A 21,546-nucleotide genomic window follows, 5' to 3' on the forward strand; every position below is an offset into this window, starting at 1 on the left:
GACCCGGATCCGGCACCACGATCGTCTCCACCCGCACCGGCTCACCCTTCCCCGGTGCGATCACTCCGCGTACTTCCTGCGCCATGGGAGCAGCCTTTCGCCATGTCGGTTCGCGGGGCGGTGCCCTGTCCTGCCCGCCCTCGCGTCCACCCTGGCGCTCCGGCGCTATGGCGTCCAACACCCAACACTGATCGAATTCATCAACTGTCGTGCTCAATCGCCTTTCTCGTGCTCAATCGCCGCCAGGCTCTCCAGAAGGGCCTGGGCCGCCGGTGAGAGGCGGCCGCTGCGGGGCACGGCGATGCCCACGTTCCACACCGTGTCGGCGGCGAGCGGTACGGCGGCGAGCCCGCGGGCCTGGTCCTTGTGGGTCACCGGGCGGGGTACCACCGCGACGCCCAGCCCCCGTGCGACCAGGTCGAGGAGCGTGTAGACGTCGTTGACCTCCAGCGCCACCGTGCGGCGCGTGCCCGCGGCGGCGAAGAGCGCGTCGGCGGCCCGCCGCGCGCCCCAGTCGCGGTGCAGGTCGACGAAGACCTCGCCGGCCAGCGCCTGCGCGGCGAGCGGCTCGCCGTTGTACGTGGTGAGCGGCTCGCCGCTGAAGACGAGCGGGTGGTCCGGGCGGCAGAGCAGCATCATCGGCTCGGCCGCCAGGGGGCGGATGCGTACGCCGTCCTCATGCCCCTCGTACACCACGAACGCCAGGTCCAGGGTGCCGCGGCGGACCTCCTCCAGCAGGTGCGCGGAGCCGGACTGGACCATGTGGACCTCGACGCCGGGGTGACGTCCGCGCAGGTCGGCCAGGAGTGACACCGGGTCGACGATGCCCATGCACTGCTCGGTGCCGACGGCGAGCGTGCCGGTGAACAGGCCGCGTACGGCGGCGACCGCCTCCCGCGCCGCCGCCGCGCCCGCGAGCGTGCGGCGCGCCTCCACCAGGAAGGCCCGGCCGGCGGCGGTGAGTTGCACACGGCGGGTGGTGCGGGTGAAGAGGTCGGCGCCGAGTTCCCGTTCCAGAGCGCGCACCGAGGCGGACAGGCCGGACTGCGCGATGTGCAGCCGCTCTGCCGCGCGCGTGAAGTGCTGCTCCTCGGAGACGGCGACGAAGTGTTCCAGGTGCCTGAGTTCCACGATTAAGCACTTTAAATGCTGGGACCGGCCCGCGATACGGGTCGGACGAGCCTTCTGCGCGCAGGCCGTACGGGGTCATGCGGAGCGCGGCACGGGGCCGTGCGGGCCGCGGTAAGGGGCGCGCACGCGGGAGCGTACGGCACGTCCGTCCGGCGACGGAATACCCCGCTCGCCCCTCTTGCGCCGCACCCCCGCTCCGGGATTAAGTTTGGCCCCAAACGAATTGCCGGCGCCCCTGGCACCACCGACACCCCCGGCACCCCCGTAGCAGAACGCCGGCCACTCCTCGTCCCCACACACTCTCCGACCGACCCCACCCCTCAAAGGAACCCGCCCGACGGAAGGGGCTCCCGTGCCGCCCGCACCCAGACCCGCCGATCTCGTCCTCCGCAACGGCCAGGTCCTCACCCTGGACGCCGCCTTCCGTACGGCCGAGGCGGTCGCCGTGCGCGACGGCGTCATCGCCGCCACCGGGACCACCGCCGAGCTGCGCCCGCTGATCGGGCCGCGCACGGAGGTCGTCGACCTCGCGGGCGGCACCGTCCTCCCCGGAATCAACGACTCCCACCTGCACGGCTGCGCGTTCGGCGGCACCCGCCCGCCGCTCGCCGTCGATGTCTCGCCCCCCGCCGTCACCTCGATCGCCGGCATCCGGGACGCCGTACGCGCACAGACGGACCGGCAGCCGTCCGGCACCTGGATCTTCGGCAACGGCTGGGACATCGGCTACCTCGACGAGTGCCGCGCGGACGGCACCCGCACGCCCACCCGCTGGGACCTGGACGCGGTCTCCCCCGACCATCCCGTCCTCCTGTACGAGTTCTCCGGGCACACCGCCTGGCTCAACTCCCGCGCCCTGGAGGCGGCGGGCCTCACGGCGGCCACCGAGGCGCCGCCCGGCGGCGTCATCGAGCGGCGGCCCGACGGCGCGCTCACCGGCATCCTCCGCGAGAGCGCCCAGGAACTGGTCAACACCGTCATCCCGCCCATGACCGACGCGGCCCGCGAGGCGGCGATCCGGGCCGCGATCGGCGTCTGCCACGCCCAGGGCATCACCAGCTTCACCGAACCCGGGCTCGGGCCCGGCGGCAAGAGCCTCTTCCTCGGCTCCGCCGACACCGCGACGCTGAAGGTGTACGCGCGGATGGCGCGCGCGGGCGAACTCCGCGCCCGCGTCAGCGTGCTGCTCCTCCCCCTCGAAATGGGCGGCGCCGCCGCCGACCTCACCGACCGCCTGGCCGCACTCGACGGGATCTGCGACGGCGTCGACCCCCGCCTCCTCTCCGTCCTCGGCGTCAAGCTCTTCGCCGACGGGGTGCCGCCCAGCCGTACGGCCTGGATGAGCGAGGAGTACACGAACGGCGGCGGCCGCGGCAGCCTCTGCCTGCACGGCCACACCGACGGACAACGCGTCGAGGAACTGTCGTCGATCGTGCGGCAGGCGCACCGCATCGGACACCAGCTCGGGGTCCACATCACCGGGGACGCCGGCATCGACGCGGTCGTGGACGCCTTCGCCGCCGCCCAGCTCGACCACCCCCGCCCGGACGCCCGGCACTACATCATCCACGGCGACTTCGCCTCGCCCCACGCCCTGGCCACCCTCGCCGCACACGGCTGGGGCGCCAACATGAACCCGGGCGTCAAGGACGCCATCGCGGACCTGATGGACGGCGTCGTCGGCCCGGAACGCTCGGCGTACCAGTGGCCCGTACGCAGCGCGGTGGACGCCGGCATCCCGGTCACCGCCAGCTCCGACGCGCCGATCACGTACCCCGACTGGCGCGCCGGAGTCTCCTCCATGCTCCTCCGCCGCTCCAAGGCCACCGGCCGCCCCAGCGGCCCCGACCAGTGCGTCGACCTCCGCACGGCCTTGCGCGCCTACACCACCCACGCGGCCCGCCAGGACTTCGCCGAGTCCTGGAAGGGCTCTCTGGAACCCGGTAAGGCCGCCGACCTCTGCATCCTCGACGGCGACCTCCTCCACACACCCCCGGAGGACATACCGGCCCTCCCGATCACCATGACCCTCTTCAACGGCGAAGTCGTCCACGAGTCCCACTGACCGCTCCACGGCAGCAGTACCGGCGAACAACGGCAGCAGTACCGGCAAACAAGCAGCATCAGCAGACGAGGAGGCCGCGATGGAGCAGACGTCCGTCGTCACGCTCGACAGCAGTCATGCGGAGTGGATACGTGTCGCCGGGAGGCTTGTGCCGCCGGTGCGGCATCGGGTCGGGGGGCGGGAGGAGGACGGGTCGGGGGCGTCGTTCGACGTCGTTTCGCCGCGGGACGGTGCGACGCTCGCCACCGTCGCCGACGCGGGCGAGAAGGAGGTGGACCTGGCCGTCGCCGCGGCGCGGCGGGCCTTCGACTCGGGGCCCTGGCCGCGGCTCGCGCCGGCCGACCGGGGCCGCGTCCTGCTGCGGATCGCCGATCTGGTCGAGGAGCACCGCTCTGAGATCGCGGCGCTGATCTCACTGGAGAACGGCAAGCCCGTCGCCGAGTCGTACGGCATCGAACTGCGCGCCGTCGCCGGTACGTTCCGCTGGTACGGGCAGCTCGCGGACAAGCTGCGTGATGAAGTGCCGCATACCGATCCCGGCGCGCTGGCGCTCGTCACGCGGGAGCCGGCGGGGGTGGTCGGGGCGGTCGTGCCGTGGAACTTCCCGCTGACGCTCGCCGCCTGGAAGATCGCCCCGGCGCTCGCCGCCGGCTGCACCGCCGTGCTCAAGCCGTCCGAGCTGACCCCGCTTTCCGCCCTGCTTCTGGGGCGGCTCGTGGACGAGGCGCTGGCGGAGGCGGGGGTGCCGCCCGGGGTGCTCAACGTCGTCGCGGGCGACGGGCCCACCGCGGGCCGCGCGCTCGGGCTGCACCCGGACGTCGACGTGCTGGCCTTCACCGGCTCCACCGCCGTCGGCCGCCACTACCTGCGGTACGCGGCCGACTCCAACCTCAAGCGGGTCTGGCTGGAGCTGGGCGGCAAGTCCCCCAACATCGTGCTGCCGGACGCCCCGGACCTGGCCACCGCCGCGGCCACCGCCGCCTGGGGGATCTTCTTCAACCAGGGCGAGATGTGCACCGCGCCGTCCCGGCTGCTCGTGCACTCCTCGGTCGCGGAGGAGGTCACCGAGGCCGTCGTCGAGCGTGCCGAAGCGCTGCGGGTCGGCGATCCGCTGGACCCGGCGACGGAGATGGGCGCGCTGGCGGGGGCGGCCCGGCTGGACGCCGTGGGACGGCACATCGACGCGGGCCACGTGGCCGGGGCCCGGCTGCGTACCGGCGGTACGCCGCTCGACCCGCCACCCGTGCCCGGCGGTGCGTACCTCCGGCCCACCGTCTTCGACCGGGTCACGCCGGACATGGCGCTCGCCCGCGAGGAGATCTTCGGCCCGGTGCTGTCCGTGCTGACCTTCGACACCGTCGAGGAGGCGGTGGCGCTGGCCAACGACACCGCGTACGGCCTCGCGGCGGGCCTGTGGACCGGCTCGCTGTCCACCGCGCACACCGTCTCGCGCGCGCTGCGCGCCGGCACGGTCTGGGTCAACTGCTACGAGGAGGGCGACCTCACCGTCCCCTTCGGCGGCTACAAGCAGTCCGGGAACGGCCGCGACAAGTCCGCGCACGCGCTGGAGAAGTACACCGAACTCAAGACCACCTGGATCCGGTTGTGAACGCCGCGCCCTCTACCCATACCGACACCGCTCCCTCTTCCGGTACCGGTACCCGGCCGCTGATCGCGCTGCCGCAACGGTTCTCCGCCACCACGTCCGCGCTCCGCTACGAGGCCGTCGTCACCGCGCGGGCGCTGGCCGACGCCGTACTGCGGGCCGGCGGCGAGCCATTCATGATGCATCCGTACGCGCCCGAGGGGCGGGTGGACGAGGCGGCGGTGGCGGCCCGGCTGGCGCGCTGCGACGGGGTGCTGCTGCCGGGCGGCGGGGACCTGACGCCGCAGCTGTACGCGGCGGCGGAGGCGGCCGTGCACGAGAGCGTGTACGACGTGGACGAGGAGCAGGACGCGTTCGACCTGGCGGTGGCCCGGTACGCGCTCGCGCACGGGCTGCCCACGCTCGCCGTCTGCCGCGGGCTGCAGGTCGCCAACGTGGCGCTGGGCGGCACGCTGCGGCAGGACATGGGCGGTCCGGACCGCGAACACCGGCACGTGGTGCACCCCGTACGGCTGGCGAGCGGATCGGCCGTGGCGCGGGCGGCCGGCACGGAGCGGGTGGACGCGTCCTGCTACCACCACCAGTGCGTGGACCGGCTGGGCGACGGACTGGTCGCGACCGGCCGGGCCGCCGACGGGACGGTAGAGGCCCTGGAACTGACCGACGGGAAAGGGTGGTTCGCCGCCGTGCAGTGGCATCCGGAGGACACCGCTGCCAAGGACCCGGCACAACAGGGGCTGTTCGACGCGCTGGTCCGGGCGGCTCGCGGCCTCACCTAGACCTCGCGGCGTCGCCTGGACCTCGCGGCCTCATCTAGACCTCGCGGCTTCACCTAGGCCTCACGGCCTCGCCTGGACCTGGCGGCCTCGCCCGGACCGCACCGCGGCGACGCGTTCACCCCCGCGCCCGCCGTCCGCTCCTCCGAGGGCGGGGGTCCGCTCCGTTCAGGAGGTCCAGGCGGCGTTGTTCGCCGTCCGTTTCCACCCGGACGACGATGCGGCGCAGGAGGTCGGCGAGTTGGCGGGCCTCGTCGTCGTCGAGGTCGTCGGTGACGAACGCCTCCTCGGCGTTGAACTGCGGGAAGATCTCCGCCATCAGCTCCTCGCCGGCCGGGGTGAGGGAGAGCAGCGCGAGCCGGCCGTCCGTCGGGTGCCCGCTGCGCTCCATCAGGCCGCGGCCCTGGAGCGTACGGGCGACGCCGGTGAGCGTGCCCTTGGAGATGCCGGCCTCCTCGGCGACCCGCCGGGTCTCCATCTCGCCCCAGATCCACACCACCCACAGGACCACGAACGAGGTCCAGGTCAGCTCGGCGCCGCGCAGCACCGAGTTCTCGAAGTGCTGGCGGACCGCGGCGGCGGCCCGGTAGATGTTCCCCACCGCGGCCATCTGCGCGTGCCGGATGGGCGTGTCGCCGAGCTTGGCCTGTACCGCCTTCTCCGTGTCCCTGATGGAACGGTGACCGGTCACCACAGCATCTCCTTCGAACCCTCCTGGACCCCGGTGGTCCCGGACCCCGGTGGGTGACGCGTCCCGCACCGGACCCGTCCGCACCCTTGCCGGGCTTCGTTTGCGGTCGTACGATCTGCGCACCCCGCTATTCGTACGGGCTCAAACGATATCGCGGTATCCCGCGACCCCGCGGCCTCCCCCACCCGCTCGCGCCCGTACACCCGCACGCCTGCGCCGTACGCACGCGTCCCATCATCCCCGCCCCAGGAGCCCGGCATGGCCATCGACCCACGCCCTCCCGCAGCCCGCCCGACGGACGCGGCACCGTCCGCGACCCCGCGGCCCCGCATCGGCGTCCCCGGCATCGTCTTCTTCATCATCGCCGCCTCGGCACCGCTCACCGTCGCCGCCGGCGGCATCCCGCAGTCCCTCGGCGTCACCGGCGTCCTCGGCATCCCGCTGCTCTACCTGCTGATCGCGCTGCTGCTGGCAGTCTTCAGCGCGGGCTACGCGGCGATGAGCCGGCACATCACCGGTGCCGGCGCCTTCTACGCCTACGCCGCGCACGGCATCGGCCGCACCGCGGGAGTCGCCACCGCCTTCGTCGCGCTGGTCTCCTACAACGCCATGCAGGTCGGCATCGCCGGGCTCTTCGGCGCCACCACCGCCGACCTCCTGAAGGCCCGCACCGGCCTGGACGTCCCGTGGTGGGCCCTGGTGCTGGCGGCCACGGCACTGGTCGGGGCGCTGGGCTACCGGCGCATCGACGTGGGCATGAAGGTCCTCGCCGTGCTCATCGTCATCGAGTCCGGCACCGTCCTCGTCTTCGACATCGCGCAGTTCGGCCATGCCCCGCAGGGCGTCTCGCTCGCCCCGCTGAGCTGGCACGCGGCCACCGACGGCGCGCTCGGCGTCGCGCTGTGCTGCATCTTCGCCGCCTTCATGGGGTTTGAATCGGCGGCGCTCTACGGCGAGGAGTGCAAGGACCCGCGGCGCACCGTCGGCCGCGCCACCTACACCGCCGTCGCGCTCATCGGCGTCTTCTACGCCGTCACGGCCTGGGCGATGATCAGCGGCGCCGGGGGCGGGCGCGCGGTGCGCTACGCCGCCGTGCACGGCCCGGACATGATGTTCGCGCTGGGTGCGGACAGCCTCGGCCCGCTCTTCTCCGACCTCGCGCAACTCTTCCTGATCACCTCCCTGATCGCCGCACTGCTCTCCTTCCACAACGCGGTGGCCCGCTACGTACGTTCCCTCGGCCGCGAAGGAGTGCTGCCGCGCGGGCTGGGCGCGCTGCACCCCCGGTACGGTTCGCCCGCGCGCGGCTCGCTCGCGCAGACCGCGGTGACGGTGGCCGTGACCGTCCTCTTCGCGCTGGCCGGGCGCGACCCGGTGGACGACGTCTTCACCTGGCTCACCAACCTCGGCGCGCTGGGCGTCATCCTGCTGCTGCTCGTCACGTCAGTAGCGGTGATCTGCTACTTCGCACGGCGGGGCAGGAGCCGTGCGGACGAGGGACCGTGGCAGCGGCTGATCGCCCCCGCCCTCTCGGCCGTCGCCCTCGCCGTGATCTTCTACCTCGCGCTCACCAACTTCAGCGTCCAGCTGGGCGTCGGCCCCGGCAATCCGCTGCGCTGGATCCTGCCCTGCCTGGTGCTCGTGGCCGCCGTCCTGGGCATCGCCTGGGCCCGTTTCCTGCGGTTCGCCCGCCCCGACGCGTACGCCGCCATCGGCACCTGCGCCACGGACGACACCCCCTGACCACCCACTCCGCCCCCTCCCCCTGCCGCCCCTTCCGATTCCCGTGTCGCCCCTTCCGAGGAGCCGCCCCATGCCCGAACAGCCCGTCTCCCGCCGTCGTCTGCTCGCCGCGACCGGCGCCGCCACGCTCGCCGGCGGGGCCGCGGTGCTGGGCCCGGCCACCGCTGCAGCGGCCGCGCCGGCCGCGCCCCGGATCCGCCCGCTCGACGGACCCCGGCTCGTCCTGCTCGGTACCGCGGCCGGCCCGCCCCCGGAGGCGTCCCGCCGCGGCATCGCCAGCGCCCTCGTCGTGGACGGCCGTACGTACGTGATCGACTGCGGCCGCTCGGCGGTGACGCAGTACGGCCTGGCCGGGCTGAAGCTCGCCGACCTCACATCGATCTTCCTGACCCATCTGCACGCCGACCACATCGCCGACTACTACAACTTCTTCCTCCTCGGCGCGCAGCTCTCCAACGACGAGGACGACCTGATCACGAAGCCGGTGGACGTGTACGGGCCCGGCCCGGCCGGTGCCCTGCCGCCCGCCTTCGACCACGGTGATCCGCCGGTCGTCGCTCCGCACCACCCCACGCCGGGCCTGAAGCAGCTGACGGAGAAGCAGATCGAGGCGTTCGCGTACAGCACCAACGTCTTCATCCGGGATTCCGGCATCGCGGATCCGCGCACCCTGATCCGTACCCACGAGATCGAGCTGCCGGAGGGGACGGGCGCGCACCCGCTCGGCCCGACCGCGCCGCCGATGGAGCCCTTCGAGGTGGCGGACGACGGGACGGTACGAGTGATGGCGATCCTGGTGGATCACGGCCCGGTGTTCCCGTCGTACGCGTTCCGGTTCGACACCGCGCACGGGTCGGTGGTCTTCTCCGGCGACACGGTGAAGCACGACAACGTCGTACGGCTCGCCCGCGGCGCCGACCTCCTCGTGCACGAGGTGATGGACGCGGACTTCTACCGCGCTGCGGGGCTGCCGCCGGCCTACCTGGACCACATGCTGCAGTCGCACACGGACGTCACGGAGGTGGGCCCGATCGCCGAACGGGCGGGCGTGGACACCCTCGTCCTGAGCCACATCTGCCCCGCCGACCCGAAGGCCGTCTCCTCGGCGGAGTGGCGCCACCGCGCGGCCAAGGGCTTCTCGGGCCGCGTGATCCCGGGCGAGGACCTCCAGCAGATACCGCTGCGGGGGCGGTGACCACGAAGGGGACGAAGAGGAGGGACGAAGGAGGGGGACGAAGAGTGCGGGACTGCGGGAGCCCGGCCGGTCAGCCCCCCGAAGTGTCCAGTTCCGCGTCCGCGCTCACGCCCGCGCAGTCGTACGGGTCGTTCAGCCAGCCGTCCGGGAGGACGACCTTGTTGCGGCCCGAGGTGCGGCCGCGGGGGCCGTCGGCGCCGGTGGGCCAGGGCTGGTCGAGGTCCAGTGCGGAGAGGTGGTCGGCCAGCTCGGTCAGGGAGGAGGAGACGGCGAGCTTGCGGCGCATCTCGGAGCCGACCGAGAAGCCCTTGGTGTACCAGGCCACGTGCTTGCGGAAGTCGATCACGCCGCGGGCCTCGTCGCCCAGCCACTCGCCGAGGAGGGTGGCGTGCCGGAGCATGACGTCCGCGACCTCCTTCATGGTCGGCCGGGCGTAGTCCTCGGGCCGGTCCTCGAAGGCGGCGACCAGGTCGCCGAAGAGCCAGGGGCGGCCCAGGCAGCCGCGGCCGACGACGACGCCGTCGCAGCCGGTCTCGCGCATCATCCGCTGCGCGTCGTCGGCGGACCAGATGTCGCCGTTGCCGAGCACCGGGATCTCACTGATCGCGCCGACGTGCTCCTTGAGGCGGGCGATGGTGTCCCAGTCGGCGGTGCCGCCGTAGTGCTGGGCTGCGGTGCGGCCGTGCAGCGCGACGGCGGTGACGCCCTCCTCGACGGCGATCCGCCCGGCGTCGAGGTAGGTGAGGTGGTCGTCGTCGATGCCCTTGCGCATCTTGATCGTGACGGGCAGCGACCCGGCGTTGCCGACCGCCTCGCGCAGGATGGCGCGGAGCAGGTTCCGCTTGTACGGGAGGGCGGAGCCGCCGCCCTTGCGGGTCACCTTCGGGACGGGGCAGCCGAAGTTCAGGTCGATGTGGTCGGCCAGGTCCTCTTCCGCGATCATGCGGACGGCCCTGCCGACGGTGTCCGGGTCGACGCCGTACAGCTGGATCGAGCGCGGCTTCTCGCTCGCGTCGAAGTGGATCAGCTGCATGGTCTTCTCGTTGCGCTCGACCAGCGCCCGCGTGGTGATCATCTCGCTGACGAAGAGGCCCTTGCCGCCCGAGAACTCCCGGCACAGGGTCCGGAAGGGCGCGTTGGTGATCCCGGCCATCGGCGCGAGGACCACGGGGGGCTGCACGCTGTGCGGGCCGATCTGCAGCGACGACATCTGAAGCGGGTTCCTTCGACGGGTACGGATTCGACGTACGGGTTGGCGTACGGGGCGGGTGCGGTCTCCCATTGTCCCGCACGTGGCGGGTGCGCCGTACGCGCGTCCCCGGAAGGCCGTCCCCGGCCGGCGTCCGCCCGCTCCCCGAGCCCGGTACGGGCCGTACGCGCGCTCCCCGGAAGGCCGCTACGGGCCGTCGGGCCGGGCGCTCCGGGAGCCCGGTACCGCTACTCGTTGTAACGTTCAACCATGCCCGAGCTCAGCCACCGGCGGCGGATGCTGGTGCTGGCGATCTGCTGCATGAGCCTGCTGATCGTCAGCCTGGACAACACCGTCCTGAACGTCGCCCTGCCCTCCCTCCGCCAGGATCTGCATGCCTCCGTGTCCGGCATGCAGTGGACGATCGACGCCTACACCCTCGTCCTGGCGTCGCTGCTGATGCTGGCCGGATCCACGGCGGACCGGCTCGGCCGCCGCCGGGTGTTCCAGGTGGGGCTGATCGTCTTCACCCTGGGTTCGCTGCTGTGCAGCCTCGCGCCGAGCCTGCCGTGGCTGGTGGTGTTCCGGATGGTGCAGGCGGTGGGCGGCTCGATGCTCAACCCCGTGGCGATGTCGATCATCACCAACACCTTCACCGAGCCGCGCGAACGGGCCCGCGCGATCGGTGTGTGGGGCGGCGTGGTCGGCCTCAGCATGGCCGCGGGACCGGTGGTCGGCGGGCTGCTCGTGGAGGCCGTGGACTGGCGGGCGATCTTCTGGATCAACGTCCCCATCGGGCTGCTCGCGCTCTTCCTGACCATGCGCTACGTCCCGCACTCCCGCGCGCCCCACCCACGCCGCCCCGACCCCGTGGGTCAGGTGCTGGTCATCCTGCTGCTCGGCTCCCTGACGTACGCGATCATCGAGGCGCCCGAGTCGGGCTGGGGCTCGCCGCTGATCATGGGCTGCAGCGCGCTGGCCGTCCTGTCGCTCGCCGGGCTGATCGGGTACGAGCGGCGGCGCACCGAACCGCTGATCGAGCTGCGCTTCTTCCGCAGCGCCCCGTTCAGCGGCGCGACCGTGATCGCCGTGAGCGCGTTCGCGGCGCTCGGCGGCTTCCTCTTCGTCAACACCCTCTACCTCCAGGACGTCCGCGGTCTCTCGGCGCTGCACGCGGGCCTGTACATGCTGCCGATGGCGGCCATGACGCTGGTCTTCGCACCGCTGTCGGGGCGGCTGGTGGGGGCCCGCGGGCCGCGTCTGTCGCTGCTGCTGGCCGGTGCCGGGATGGTGATCAGCGGCGTCCTCTTCGCCGGCTTCCGGGCGGAGGAGAGCACCCCGCTGCTCTTCACCGGGTACGTGCTCTTCGGCATCGGCTTCGGCCTGGTGAACGCGCCGATCACCAATACCGCGGTGTCCGGGATGCCGCGGGCGCAGGCCGGGGTCGCGGCGGCGGTGGCCTCCACCAGCCGCCAGGTCGGCCAGTCGCTGGGCGTGGCCGTGATCGGGGCCGTGCTGGCGAGCGGCGGCGCTGCCGCCACCACCGGCGGCTTCGCCGAGGCGAGCCGCCCGGCCTGGTGGGTCATCACCGGCTGCGGCGCGGCCGTGCTCCTCGTCGGCGCCCTCACCAGCGGAAGCTGGGCCCGCGAGACGGCACAGCGGGCCGCCCGGCAGCTGGAGGGCGCCCCGGTGCCGTCGCCCGGCGCTCCGGCGGACAGTCGCCGGAGCGGCTGAGCGGGCCGCGGGCCGGCCGCTGCCGTCCCCCCCGTTGGCGGCTACGCGCCGCCCGCCGGTGCGCGGGCGGTCTCCGCCGCCACCGCCAGCTCCCGGAGCCGCACCAGCCGCTCCCGCGAGGCCTCGTCCTGCGGCGCGTACACCGTCACCCGGAAGCCCTCCCGGTCACCCAGGTAGAGCGGGGTGTTGGTCACCCGCACCAGGCCCACCTCCGCGTTCTGGAAGGTCTTGGTCTTCGCGCGGGCGCACAGCACCTCGTGCCGGTCCCAGATCTCCCGGAACTCCGGCGACGCCCGCTGCAACCGCTTGAGCAGCGCCTTCCACGCGGGCTCCGCGACGTGCTCGGCCATGGCGGCCCGGAAGCGGGCCGTCATCTGCGCCATCGTCTCTTCCAGGTGCGGCACGGCGGCCCGCCACTCGGGGTGGGTGAAGGTGAGCCACAGGCAGTTGCGGTCCTGCGGCTCCAGCGCGTCGAGGTCGGTCAGCAGCCGCCCGTACGTGCGGTTGTACGCGAGGATGTCGTACCGGCGGTTCTGCACGCAGGCCGCGAACGGCTCCAGCTGCTCCAGCACCTGCCGCAGCTCCGGTGAGACCACCGCGCACTCGCCGCCGGGCGCCGGATCGGCGGCGCCGGCCAGCGCGAAGAGGTGGGCGCGTTCGCTGGCGTCCATCAGCAGCGCCCGCGCGACCGCGTCCAGCACCTGCGCCGAGACATGGATGTCCCTGGCCTGTTCGAGCCAGGTGTACCAGGTGACGCCGACCGCGGCGAGCTGCGCGACCTCCTCGCGGCGCAGCCCCGGGGTGCGCCGGCGCGTGCCGCGCGGCAGGCCGACCCGCTCGGGCGGGATGCGTTCGCGGCGGCTGCGCAGGAACGCGGCCAGCTCGTCGCGGCGGACGTCGGCGGCGCTGCGGGCGGGCGCGGGGGGTGAGGTGACGCTCATGGTTCCAGCGTGGCGCACGGCCGAGCCGGTTGCCAGGTAGCGCTGGTACCAGGATGAACACACTCTGGTACCCGGCTGAGCGCTGCCGGATCTTCGGAGTGTGAGCACCACGACGACACCCGAACCGACCACACCGGGCCTGACGGGCCCGGATCCGACGACACCGGGCCCGGCGGCGCCCGCCCGGCTGACCGCGCTCGGCCTGGCCACCCTGCTGCTGGGTGCCGCGCTGCCCATGACCGACTTCTTCATCGTGAACGTCGCCCTGCCGTCCATCGGACGCGAGCTGCGGGCCGGGCCCGCGGTCCTGGAGATGGTCGCGGCCGCGTACGCCATGGCGTACGCCGTGCTGCTCGTCCTCGGCGGGCGGCTCGGCGACACCTACGGCCGGCGGCGGCTGTTCCTGTGGGGCGCGGCCGCCTTCGGCCTGACCTCGCTGGCCTGCGGGCTGGCGCCGGACGCCTGGACGCTGGTGGCGGCGCGCGCGGCGCAGGGCGCGGCGTCCGCGGTGATGCTGCCGCAGGTGCTGGCCACGATCCACGCGACCACGTCGGGCGCCCTGCGCGGCCGGGCGCTCGGCCTGTACGGCGCGACGGGCGGCGTCGCCGGGGTCGCCGGGCAGCTGCTCGGCGGGCTGCTGGTCTCCGCCGACCTGCTGGGTACCGGCTGGCGCGCGATCTTCCTGGTGAACGTGCCGGTGGTGGCGGCCATCCTGCTGCTGGGCCGGTTCTCGGTACCGGACAGCCGGGCGGCCCGGCCGGCCCGCGGCGACCGGGCCGGTACGTTGCTGTTCGCGCTCGCACTCGTTGCGCTGCTGCTGCCGCTGACGGAGGGCCGGACGGCCGGCGGCCCGCTGTGGTCGTGGCTGCTGCTCGCCGCCGCACCCCTGCTGGCCTGGGCGTTCTACGTGGTCGAGCGGCGTGCCGAGCGCAGTGGCGGGGCGCCGCTGCTGCCGCCGTCGCTGCTGCGCGAGCCGGGGCTGCGGCGCGGGCTCGCGGTGGCGGTCCCGTTGTTCGCCGGGTTCGGCGGCTTCATGTTCGTGGTGGCGGTCGCGCTCCAGCAGGGGCTGGGGCTGTCGCCGGTGGTGGCGGGCGCCGCGGTGGCGCCGATGAGCGTGACGTACCTGATCACGTCCATGTGGGGGCCGCGGCTGGCGCCCCGGTTGGGCAGCCGGGTGCTGACGGCCGGCGCGGTGACGCACGCGGTGGGGCTGGCCGTGCTCGCGGCGACCGTGCTCGCCGGCTGGCCGGACCTGGACCCGGTCTCGCTGGCCCCCGCGATGGCCGTCATCGGGGCGGGGCAGGGCTTCCAGCTCCCGACGTACTTCCGGGTGATGCTGGCGGCCGTGCCGCCGGAGCGGGCGGGCGCGGGCAGCGGCCTCTCGGTCACGGCGCAGCAGACCTGCCTGGCGCTCGGCGTCGCGACGATCGGCTCGGTGTTCCTGGGGCTCGTCCCGTCGGCCGGCGTACGGGACGCGCTGCTCGTCGCGCTGGCCGTCCAGTTCGTCGGCCTGCTGGCCATGACGGGCCTGTCCCTGCGGCTGCCGCGCGCCCTGTCCTGACCCCGGCCGCCGCCCCGTCCCCATCCGACGCGCGCCGACGCACGACAGCTGACGGCCGACAACTGACGACTGTCCGCCGACAGCCGACACGAATGACAATTATTGAAATCTGTCAGCTGTCATGCGACGGTGGATGCATGCAGACGCGCACTCTTGGCACCACCGGCCCCCAGACCTCCGCCCTCGGCCTCGGCTGCATGGGCATGTCCGCGCTCTACGGGGACAGCGACCGCGCCGAATCCCTCGCCACCGTCCACGCGGCGCTGGACGCCGGGATCACCCTCCTGGACACCGGCGACTTCTACGGCATGGGCCACAACGAACTGCTCCTCAACGAAGCGCTGCGCACCGCCCCGGCGGCCGCCCGCGACAACGCCCTGATCAGCGTCAAGTTCGGCGCCCTGCGGACGGTCGAGGGCGCGTTCACCGGCTACGACGGGCGGCCGGCCGCGGTGAAGAACTTCGCCGCGTACTCCCTCCAGCGCCTCGGCACCGACCACATCGACGTCTACCGCATCGCCCGCCTGGACCCGGACGTACCGGTCGAGGAGACCGTCGGCGCCATCGCCGAGCTGATCGAGGCCGGGCACGTCCGCCACGTCGGCCTCTCCGAGGTCGGCGCGGAGACGCTGCGCAGGGCGGCGGCCGTGGCGCCCGTCTCCGACCTCCAGATCGAGTACTCCCTCATCTCGCGCGGCATCGAGGAAGAGATCCTGCCCGCGGCCCGCGAGCTGGGCATCGGGATCACCGCGTACGGCGTCCTCTCCCGCGGCCTGATCAGCGGGCACTTCAGCCGGGACCGGAAGCTCGCCGCGAACGACTTCCGCGGCATGAGCCCGCGCTTCCAGGGCGACAACCTCGACCACAACCTCGGGCTGGTCGAGGCGCTGCGGGCCATCGCCGAGCGCAAGGGCGCCTCGGTCGCGCAGACCGCCATCGCCTGGGTGCTCGCCCGCGGCGAGGACATCGTTCCGCTGATCGGCGCCCGCACCCGCGAGCGGCTGACCGAGGCGCTCGGCGCGCTGGACGTCACCCTGGACGCCGCCGACCTGGCCGCCATCGAGCGGGCGGTCCCGGCCGGCGCGGCGGCGGGCGACCGCTACCCGGCCAACCAGATGGCGCACCTGGACAGCGAGCGCTGACCCGGCCCGGCGGCGGGCGGGGCGTCGGATACCGTCCGTAGCACGGCACCCCGCCCGCCGCCCCTCGACCAGGAAGGCCCGACGCCCCATGCCGCCCGAGCCGCTGACCCGCGAACGCATCCTCCAGGCCACCGAAGAGGTGCTGCGCCGGCACGGCCAGGCCAAGGCCACGGTGGTCGACGTGGCGCGGGCGCTGGGCGTCAGCCACGGCAGCGTCTACCGGCACTTCCCCACGAAGGCGGCGCTGCGCGAGGCGGTCACGGGGCGCTGGCTGGACCGCACGACCGGCGTGCTCGACGAACTCGCCGGGGACTCCGGCCTCCCGGCGGCCGACCGGCTGCCGCGGTGGCTGGACGCGCTCTTCGCTGCGAAGCGGCGCAAGGCGGGCGACGATCCCGAACTGTTCGCGACGTACCTGGTCCTGGCGTCCGAGGCCGCCGAGGTCGTCGACGCGCACATCGCCGTACTGGTCCGGCAGCTCGCCCGGATCGTCGCGGACGGCGTCGCGGAGGGCACGTTCGCGTACGCGCCGGACCCCGACGCCACCGCCCGCGCCGTCTTCGACGCCACCGCCCGGTTCCACGACCCGTGCCACGCCGGCGATTGGCAGCGCCCCGAAATCGAAGGCCAGTTCACGGTGGTACGTGAACTGGTCCTTCGCGGGTTGTGCGCCCCGCCGCAGAATGCCGCGCCGTGGCCGAATGCGGCGGCGGAATAGCTCTGCTCGACGGGCTGCATGTCCGCTTCGGCGCGTAGGGGCGCGGGGAACTGCGCGAGCAGCCGACGCCATGCCGCACTCCGCCATCGCGGAGCGCACATACGCCGCCGGCCGGCCCCGCACCCGCGGGGACCGGCCGGCAGTCGTTAAATCAGCGCGCACAGCGCGCAGGGTCAGCAGCCCAGCAGCCGCGCGCCCAGGTAGCCCTGGATCTGGTCCAGGGAGACCCGCTCCTGCTTCATCGTGTCGCGCTCGCGCACGGTCACGGCGTTGTCGTCGAGGGTGTCGAAGTCGACCGTGACGCAGAACGGCGTGCCGATCTCGTCCTGGCGGCGGTAGCGGCGGCCGATGGCGCCCGCGTCGTCGAACTCGATGTTCCAGTTCTTGCGCAGGTCCGCCGCGAGGCCCTTGGCCTTCGGGGACAGCTGCGGGTTCCGGGACAGCGGGAGGACGGCGACCTTGACCGGCGACAGGCGCGGGTCGAGGCGCATGACCGTGCGCTTCTCCATCTTGCCCTTGGCGTTCGGCGCCTCGTCCTCGAAGTACGCGTCGAGCATGAAGGCGAGCATCGCCCGGCCGACACCGGCCGCGGGCTCGATGACGAACGGGGTGTAGCGCTCGCCGGCCTCCTGGTCGAAGTAGGACAGGTCCTGGCCGGACGCCTTGGAGTGCGAGGCGAGGTCGTAGTCCGTACGGTTCGCGACGCCCTCCAGCTCGCCCCACTCCGAGCCGCCGAACTGGAAGCGGTACTCGATGTCAGCGGTGCGCTTGGAGTAGTGGGAGAGCTTCTCCTTGGGGTGCTCGTACCACCGGATGTTCTCCTCGCGCAGGCCCAGGTCGCGGTACCAGTTCCAGCGCTGCTCCATCCAGTACTCGTGCCAGGTCTCGTCCTCGCCCGGCTTGACGAAGAACTCCATCTCCATCTGCTCGAACTCGCGGGTGCGGAAGATGAAGTTGCCCGGCGTGATCTCGTTCCGGAAGGACTTGCCCATCTGGGCGATGCCGAACGGGGGCTTCTTGCGCGAGGTCTGCTGCACCTGGGCGAAGTTGGTGAAGATGCCCTGGGCGGTCTCGGGACGGAGGTACGCGACCGAGCCGGAGTCCTGGGTCGGGCCGAGGTGCGTGGAGAGCAGGCCGGAGAACTGCTTGGGCTCGGTGAAGCTGCCCTTGTTGCCGCAGTGCGGGCAGTTGACGTCGGCGAGACCGTTCTCGGGCAGGCGCCCGTGCTTCGCCTCGTAGGCCTCTTCGAGGTGGTCGGCGCGGAAGCGCTTGTGGCAGGAGGTGCACTCGGTCAGCGGGTCCGTGAAGGTCGCGACGTGACCGGACGCCACCCAGACCTCCGAGGCCAGGATGACCGACGAGTCGAGACCGACCACGTCCTCGCGCGAGGTGACCATGTTGCGCCACCACTGACGCTTGATGTTCTCCTTCAGCTCCACACCGAGGGGACCGTAGTCCCAGGCGGCGCGCTGGCCGCCGTAGATCTCACTGCACGGGTATACGAAGCCACGGCGCTTGCTCAGGCTGACGATGGTGTCGATCTTGTCGGCGGCCACGGTGCTCTCTTCATTGCGACGACGAACGATTAATAGGAGCGGCGCCCTGGCGCCTCCTGGAGGGGCGTGGTCGGGAGGCGGGCGGGCGAATGCTTCAGGTTACCGGCGGCCATGCCCCCCGGATCAAATCGGTTCCCGTCACTGTCCCCGTCTCACCTGGTTTGTTGACAATCGTTTCCAGTCCAGTTGAAAATGACTGTCATGAACGTACGCCGTCGAATATCCACCGCGGCCCTTGCCGGCTCCGCTGTCCTGGGCCTTCTCGCCGTCTCCGCCTGCTCCGGCACGGACGGCAAGGAGGACGGCAAGCTCGCCGTGACGGCGTCCTTCTACCCGATGCAGTACCTCGCCGAGGAGATCGGCGGCGAGCACGTGTCGGTGACCAGCCTCACCGCTCCCGGCACCGAGCCGCACGACCTGGAGCTCAGCCCCAAGCAGACCGCCCAGCTCGGCGAGTCCGACGCCGTCGTCTACCTCAAGGGTGTCCAGCCGGCCGTCGACGAGGCGGTCAAGCAGTCCGGCGTGGAGCACACCGCCGACGCCGCCTCCTTCACCACCCTGGAGCGCCACGGCGCCGAGGTCGGCGCCCACGGTCACGAGGAGCACGGCCACGAGGAGCACGGCCACGAGGGCCACGACCACGGCGACGAGTCCGGCCTCGACCCGCACATCTGGCTGGACCCCGTGAAGTACGCCGAGGCCGCCAAGGGCGTCGGCAAGACCCTCGCCGCGGCCGACCCCAAGCACAAGGCCGACTACGAGAAGAACACCGACGCGCTGGTGAAGCGGCTGGACAAGCTGAACCAGGAGTACAAGGACGGGCTGAAGAACCGGAAGTCGGACACCTTCATCACCACCCACGCCGCCTTCGGCTACCTCGCCGAGCGCTACGGCCTCACCGAGGAGGCCATCAGCGGCCTGGACCCGGAGGCCACCGACGTCAGCGGCAGCCGGGTGAAGGAGCTGCAGGGGCTGGCGAAGGAGCACGACGTCCACACCGTCTTCTTCGAGACGCTGACCAGCCCCGACATGGCCAAGACGCTGGCCAAGGACGTGCACGCCAAGACCGACGTGCTGGACCCCATCGAGGGCATCACCAAGAAGTCCCGCGGCGACGACTACCTCGCCGTCATGGAGTCCAACCTCAAGGCGCTGCAGAAGGCACTGGGCGCCAAGTGACCGGGCCGGACGCCGGAGAAGGAGCTGCCATGAGCGGTACGGACAGCGGTCCCGACGAGGCACCGGCCGTCGTCTCGCTGCGCGGCGCGAGCGCGTCGCTGGGCGCACGCCCCGTGCTGCGCGGCATCGACCTGACCGTGCGGCGCGGCGAGGTCGTCGCGCTGCTCGGCGCCAACGGCTCCGGCAAGTCCACCGCCGTCCGCGCGGTGGTCGGCCAGGTCCCGCTGAGCGCCGGCGAACTGGAGCTGTTCGGTACACCCGCGCGCCGCTTCAAGGACTGGGCGCGCATCGGCTACGTGCCGCAGCGCACCACGGCGGCGGGCGGCGTGCCCGCCACGGTCCGCGAGGTCGTGGCGGCCGGCCGGCTGGCCCGTACGAAGCTGAAGTGGCCGGGGAAGGCCGACCGCGCGGCCGTCATGTCGGCGCTGGAGCAGGTCGGCATGGCCGACCGCGCGAAGGACTCGGTCGGCGCGCTCTCCGGCGGCCAGCACCAGCGCGTCCTGATAGCCCGCGCGCTGGTCGCCGAGCCCGAACTGCTGATCATGGACGAGCCGATGGCCGGCGTGGACCTCGCCAGCCAGGAGGTGCTGGCGGCGACGCTGCGCGCGCAGGTCGAGGCCGGCGCCACGGTTCTGCTCGTGCTGCACGAGCTGGGCCCGCTGGAGCCGCTCATCGACCGTGCCGTGGTGCTGCGGGACGGCTGCGTCGTCCACGACGGGCCGCCCCCGGAGGCCGTGGGCCAGCACGCCCTGCCGGGCCACGATCACGTACACCCGCACGCGGACGCGGCCCACGAGCCCGTCCGGACAGGACTGCTGACCTGAGATGGACATCCTCACCTACGCCTTCATGCAGCGGGCGCTGATCGCGGCCGCACTGGTCGGCATCACCGCGCCCGCCGTCGGCATCTATCTCGTACAGCGCCGCCAGGCGATCATGGGCGACGGCATCGGGCACGTCGCGCTGACCGGTGTCGCGCTCGGCGTCCTGCTCAACACCTCTCCGGTGTGGATGGCCGTCCTGGTCGCCACGGTCGGCGCGGTGATCATGGAGCTGGTCCGCTCGTACGGCAAGACCCGCGGCGACATCGCGCTCGCCATGCTCTTCTACGGCGGCATGGCCGGCGGCGTACTGATCATCAACCTCGCGCCCGGCGGCTCCACCGCCAACCTCACGAGCTACCTCTTCGGCTCCATCACCAGCGTCTCCCCCGAGGACGTCACGGTCACCGCGATCCTGGCCGCCTTCGTGCTCGTGATCACGCTCGGGCTGCGCCGCCAGCTCTTCGCGATCTGCCAGGACGAGGAGTTCGCCCGCGTCACCGGGCTGCCGGTCCGCGTCCTGAACCTGCTGCTCGCGGTCACCGCCGCCGTCACCGTCACCGTCGCCATGCGCGCCGTCGGCCTGCTGCTGGTCAGCGCGCTGCTGGTGGTGCCGGTCGCGGCGGCCCAGCAGGCCACCCGCGGCTTCGCCGCGACCCTCGCCATCTCGGTGGCGATCGGTGTGATCGTCACGCTCTCGGGTACGGCCGTGTCGTTCTACGTGGACGTGCCGCCGGGTGCGAGCATCGTGCTGCTGGCCATCGCGGTGTTCGCCGTCTTCTCGCTGGTCGCCGCGCCATTGGCGAAAAGACGCGCGCGAGCTGTCGTCCGGGACGAGCAGGGGTGCACCCTGGAGGGGCCGGGCGGCGTGCCGGCCGCCCGGAAGCCGGCGGACGACGTCGGGGTGAGCACGTGAGGCACACGGTGAGCGCGGCATGAGCGTACGGGTGTAAGCGTCCCACCAGGCTTCCGGTCATCACCTGGCACAATGGCCGGACGTTCCGCAGGGGGATGTTCTACGCCTAAGGGAGGCAACGGTGGCGACGAGCGCGGGATCTCCGGTGCGCGGCCGGTCGACGCGGCAGCGAGCCGCCGTGGCCGCGGCTCTCGACGAGGTCGACGAGTTCCGCAGCGCACAGGAACTGCACGACATGCTCAAGCACCGGGGCGACTCGGTGGGGCTCACCACGGTCTACCGCACGCTCCAGTCGCTGGCCGACGCCGGCGAGGTGGACGTGCTGCGCACCAGCGAGGGCGAGGCCGTCTACCGCCGGTGCAGCACCGACGACCACCATCACCACCTGGTCTGCCGCTCCTGCGGCAAGGCCGTGGAGGTCGAGGGCCCCGCGGTGGAGCGGTGGGCCGATCAGATCGCGGCGGAGCACGGCTTCCGTGACGTCGGGCACACGATCGAGATCTTCGGCACGTGCGGGGACTGCGCGAAGGCCGCGGAGGCGTCCTGAGGGACGCCGAGGACCCAGGAAGGGCCCGGGAAGCC

Annotated in this window: 19 protein-coding genes; 13 read left to right on the plus strand and 6 right to left on the minus strand. The window is 72.7% G+C overall.

Going from position 1 to position 21,546, the window contains the following annotated elements; all coding sequences use genetic code 11:
• The coding region (locus tag ACZ6WH_RS38220) for a hypothetical protein (RefSeq protein WP_469734689.1) at positions 1–217 on the minus strand (217 nt) is incomplete at its 3' end.
• Complete coding sequence (locus tag ACZ6WH_RS38225; RefSeq protein ID WP_432854077.1) at positions 214–1,131, minus strand: LysR family transcriptional regulator; 918 nt, start codon at positions 1,129–1,131, stop codon at positions 214–216. The genes ACZ6WH_RS38220 and ACZ6WH_RS38225, both read right to left, overlap by 4 nt.
• A 352-nt stretch (positions 1,132–1,483) precedes the next feature.
• Here ACZ6WH_RS38225 and ACZ6WH_RS38230 point away from each other — a divergent pair, with 352 nt between their 5' ends.
• The 3 genes from ACZ6WH_RS38230 (at position 1,484) to ACZ6WH_RS38240 (ending at position 5,581) form a co-directional block, all read left to right on the plus strand.
• On the plus strand, positions 1,484–3,196 hold the full coding sequence (locus ACZ6WH_RS38230; protein WP_469734691.1) for an amidohydrolase: 1,713 nt from the start codon (positions 1,484–1,486) through the stop codon (positions 3,194–3,196).
• Positions 3,197–3,275: 79 nt separating this feature from the next.
• Positions 3,276–4,805, plus strand: coding sequence for an aldehyde dehydrogenase (locus ACZ6WH_RS38235; protein ID WP_469734693.1), 1,530 nt, complete (start codon positions 3,276–3,278; stop codon positions 4,803–4,805).
• A complete protein-coding gene (locus tag ACZ6WH_RS38240) occupies positions 4,802–5,581 on the plus strand; it encodes a gamma-glutamyl-gamma-aminobutyrate hydrolase family protein (RefSeq protein ID WP_469734695.1) in 780 nt (259 codons plus the stop codon). The genes ACZ6WH_RS38235 and ACZ6WH_RS38240 overlap by 4 nt, the downstream gene beginning before the upstream one ends.
• Positions 5,582–5,696: 115 nt before the next feature.
• Here the strand turns inward: ACZ6WH_RS38240 and ACZ6WH_RS38245 are convergent, their stop codons facing one another.
• Positions 5,697–6,269 (minus strand): MarR family winged helix-turn-helix transcriptional regulator, encoded by a 573-nt coding sequence (locus tag ACZ6WH_RS38245; RefSeq protein WP_432854086.1) that lies wholly within the window; start codon positions 6,267–6,269, stop codon positions 5,697–5,699.
• A gap of 258 nt (positions 6,270–6,527) precedes the next feature.
• Here ACZ6WH_RS38245 and ACZ6WH_RS38250 point away from each other — a divergent pair, with 258 nt between their 5' ends.
• On the plus strand, positions 6,528–8,012 hold the full coding sequence (locus ACZ6WH_RS38250; RefSeq protein ID WP_469734697.1) for an APC family permease: 1,485 nt from the start codon (positions 6,528–6,530) through the stop codon (positions 8,010–8,012).
• A 70-nt stretch (positions 8,013–8,082) separates the two neighbouring features.
• Complete coding sequence (locus ACZ6WH_RS38255) at positions 8,083–9,207, plus strand: MBL fold metallo-hydrolase (RefSeq protein ID WP_469734699.1); 1,125 nt, start codon at positions 8,083–8,085, stop codon at positions 9,205–9,207.
• Between the two features lie 70 nt (positions 9,208–9,277).
• Here ACZ6WH_RS38255 and dusB read toward each other — a convergent pair whose 3' ends face one another.
• Positions 9,278–10,417: a tRNA dihydrouridine synthase DusB gene (gene dusB, locus ACZ6WH_RS38260; protein WP_469734701.1), complete on the minus strand. Its 1,140-nt coding sequence runs from the start codon at positions 10,415–10,417 to the stop codon at positions 9,278–9,280.
• Positions 10,418–10,666: 249 nt separating this feature from the next.
• Between dusB and ACZ6WH_RS38265 the strand changes: the two genes are divergently transcribed.
• The gene (locus ACZ6WH_RS38265) at positions 10,667–12,130 is read left to right on the plus strand and encodes an MFS transporter (protein ID WP_469734703.1); all 1,464 of its coding nucleotides are present in this window, start codon (positions 10,667–10,669) and stop codon (positions 12,128–12,130) included.
• A gap of 41 nt (positions 12,131–12,171) precedes the next feature.
• Here the strand turns inward: ACZ6WH_RS38265 and ACZ6WH_RS38270 are convergent, their stop codons facing one another.
• Positions 12,172–13,071 carry a helix-turn-helix transcriptional regulator gene (locus tag ACZ6WH_RS38270; protein WP_469734705.1) on the minus strand — a complete coding sequence of 300 codons (900 nt, stop codon included), beginning with the start codon at positions 13,069–13,071 and terminating at the stop codon, positions 12,172–12,174.
• 100 nt (positions 13,072–13,171) lie between these two features.
• On the opposite strand from ACZ6WH_RS38270, the gene ACZ6WH_RS38275 reads away from it, so the two are divergent.
• From ACZ6WH_RS38275 to ACZ6WH_RS38285, 3 genes are all read left to right on the plus strand, one after another.
• Positions 13,172–14,632, plus strand: a complete 1,461-nt coding sequence (locus ACZ6WH_RS38275) for an MFS transporter (RefSeq protein WP_469734707.1) — start codon at positions 13,172–13,174, stop codon at positions 14,630–14,632.
• Between the two features lie 137 nt (positions 14,633–14,769).
• Positions 14,770–15,774, plus strand: coding sequence for an aldo/keto reductase (locus ACZ6WH_RS38280; RefSeq protein ID WP_469734709.1), 1,005 nt, complete (start codon positions 14,770–14,772; stop codon positions 15,772–15,774).
• Between the two features lie 88 nt (positions 15,775–15,862).
• Positions 15,863–16,492 (plus strand): TetR family transcriptional regulator, encoded by a 630-nt coding sequence (locus tag ACZ6WH_RS38285; RefSeq protein WP_469734711.1) that lies wholly within the window; start codon positions 15,863–15,865, stop codon positions 16,490–16,492.
• Between the two features lie 173 nt (positions 16,493–16,665).
• On the opposite strand, the gene ACZ6WH_RS38290 is transcribed toward ACZ6WH_RS38285, so the two are convergent.
• Positions 16,666–18,048, minus strand: a complete 1,383-nt coding sequence (locus ACZ6WH_RS38290; RefSeq protein ID WP_432854113.1) for a glycine--tRNA ligase — start codon at positions 18,046–18,048, stop codon at positions 16,666–16,668.
• A gap of 201 nt (positions 18,049–18,249) precedes the next feature.
• Between ACZ6WH_RS38290 and ACZ6WH_RS38295 the strand changes: the two genes are divergently transcribed.
• The 4 genes from ACZ6WH_RS38295 (at position 18,250) to ACZ6WH_RS38310 (ending at position 21,511) form a co-directional block, all read left to right on the plus strand.
• Entirely contained in the window at positions 18,250–19,227 is a 978-nt protein-coding gene (locus ACZ6WH_RS38295) for a metal ABC transporter substrate-binding protein (RefSeq protein ID WP_469734713.1), read from the plus strand.
• A 29-nt stretch (positions 19,228–19,256) separates the two neighbouring features.
• The gene (locus ACZ6WH_RS38300; RefSeq protein ID WP_469734714.1) at positions 19,257–20,051 is read left to right on the plus strand and encodes a metal ABC transporter ATP-binding protein; all 795 of its coding nucleotides are present in this window, start codon (positions 19,257–19,259) and stop codon (positions 20,049–20,051) included.
• Position 20,052: 1 nt separating this feature from the next.
• Positions 20,053–20,964 carry a metal ABC transporter permease gene (locus ACZ6WH_RS38305; protein ID WP_432854122.1) on the plus strand — a complete coding sequence of 304 codons (912 nt, stop codon included), beginning with the start codon at positions 20,053–20,055 and terminating at the stop codon, positions 20,962–20,964.
• Positions 20,965–21,085: 121 nt separating this feature from the next.
• The gene (locus ACZ6WH_RS38310) at positions 21,086–21,511 is read left to right on the plus strand and encodes a Fur family transcriptional regulator (protein ID WP_361557412.1); all 426 of its coding nucleotides are present in this window, start codon (positions 21,086–21,088) and stop codon (positions 21,509–21,511) included.
• Positions 21,512–21,546 lie beyond the last annotated feature (35 nt).

Source organism: Streptomyces sp. NPDC050806 (assembly GCF_055586425.1).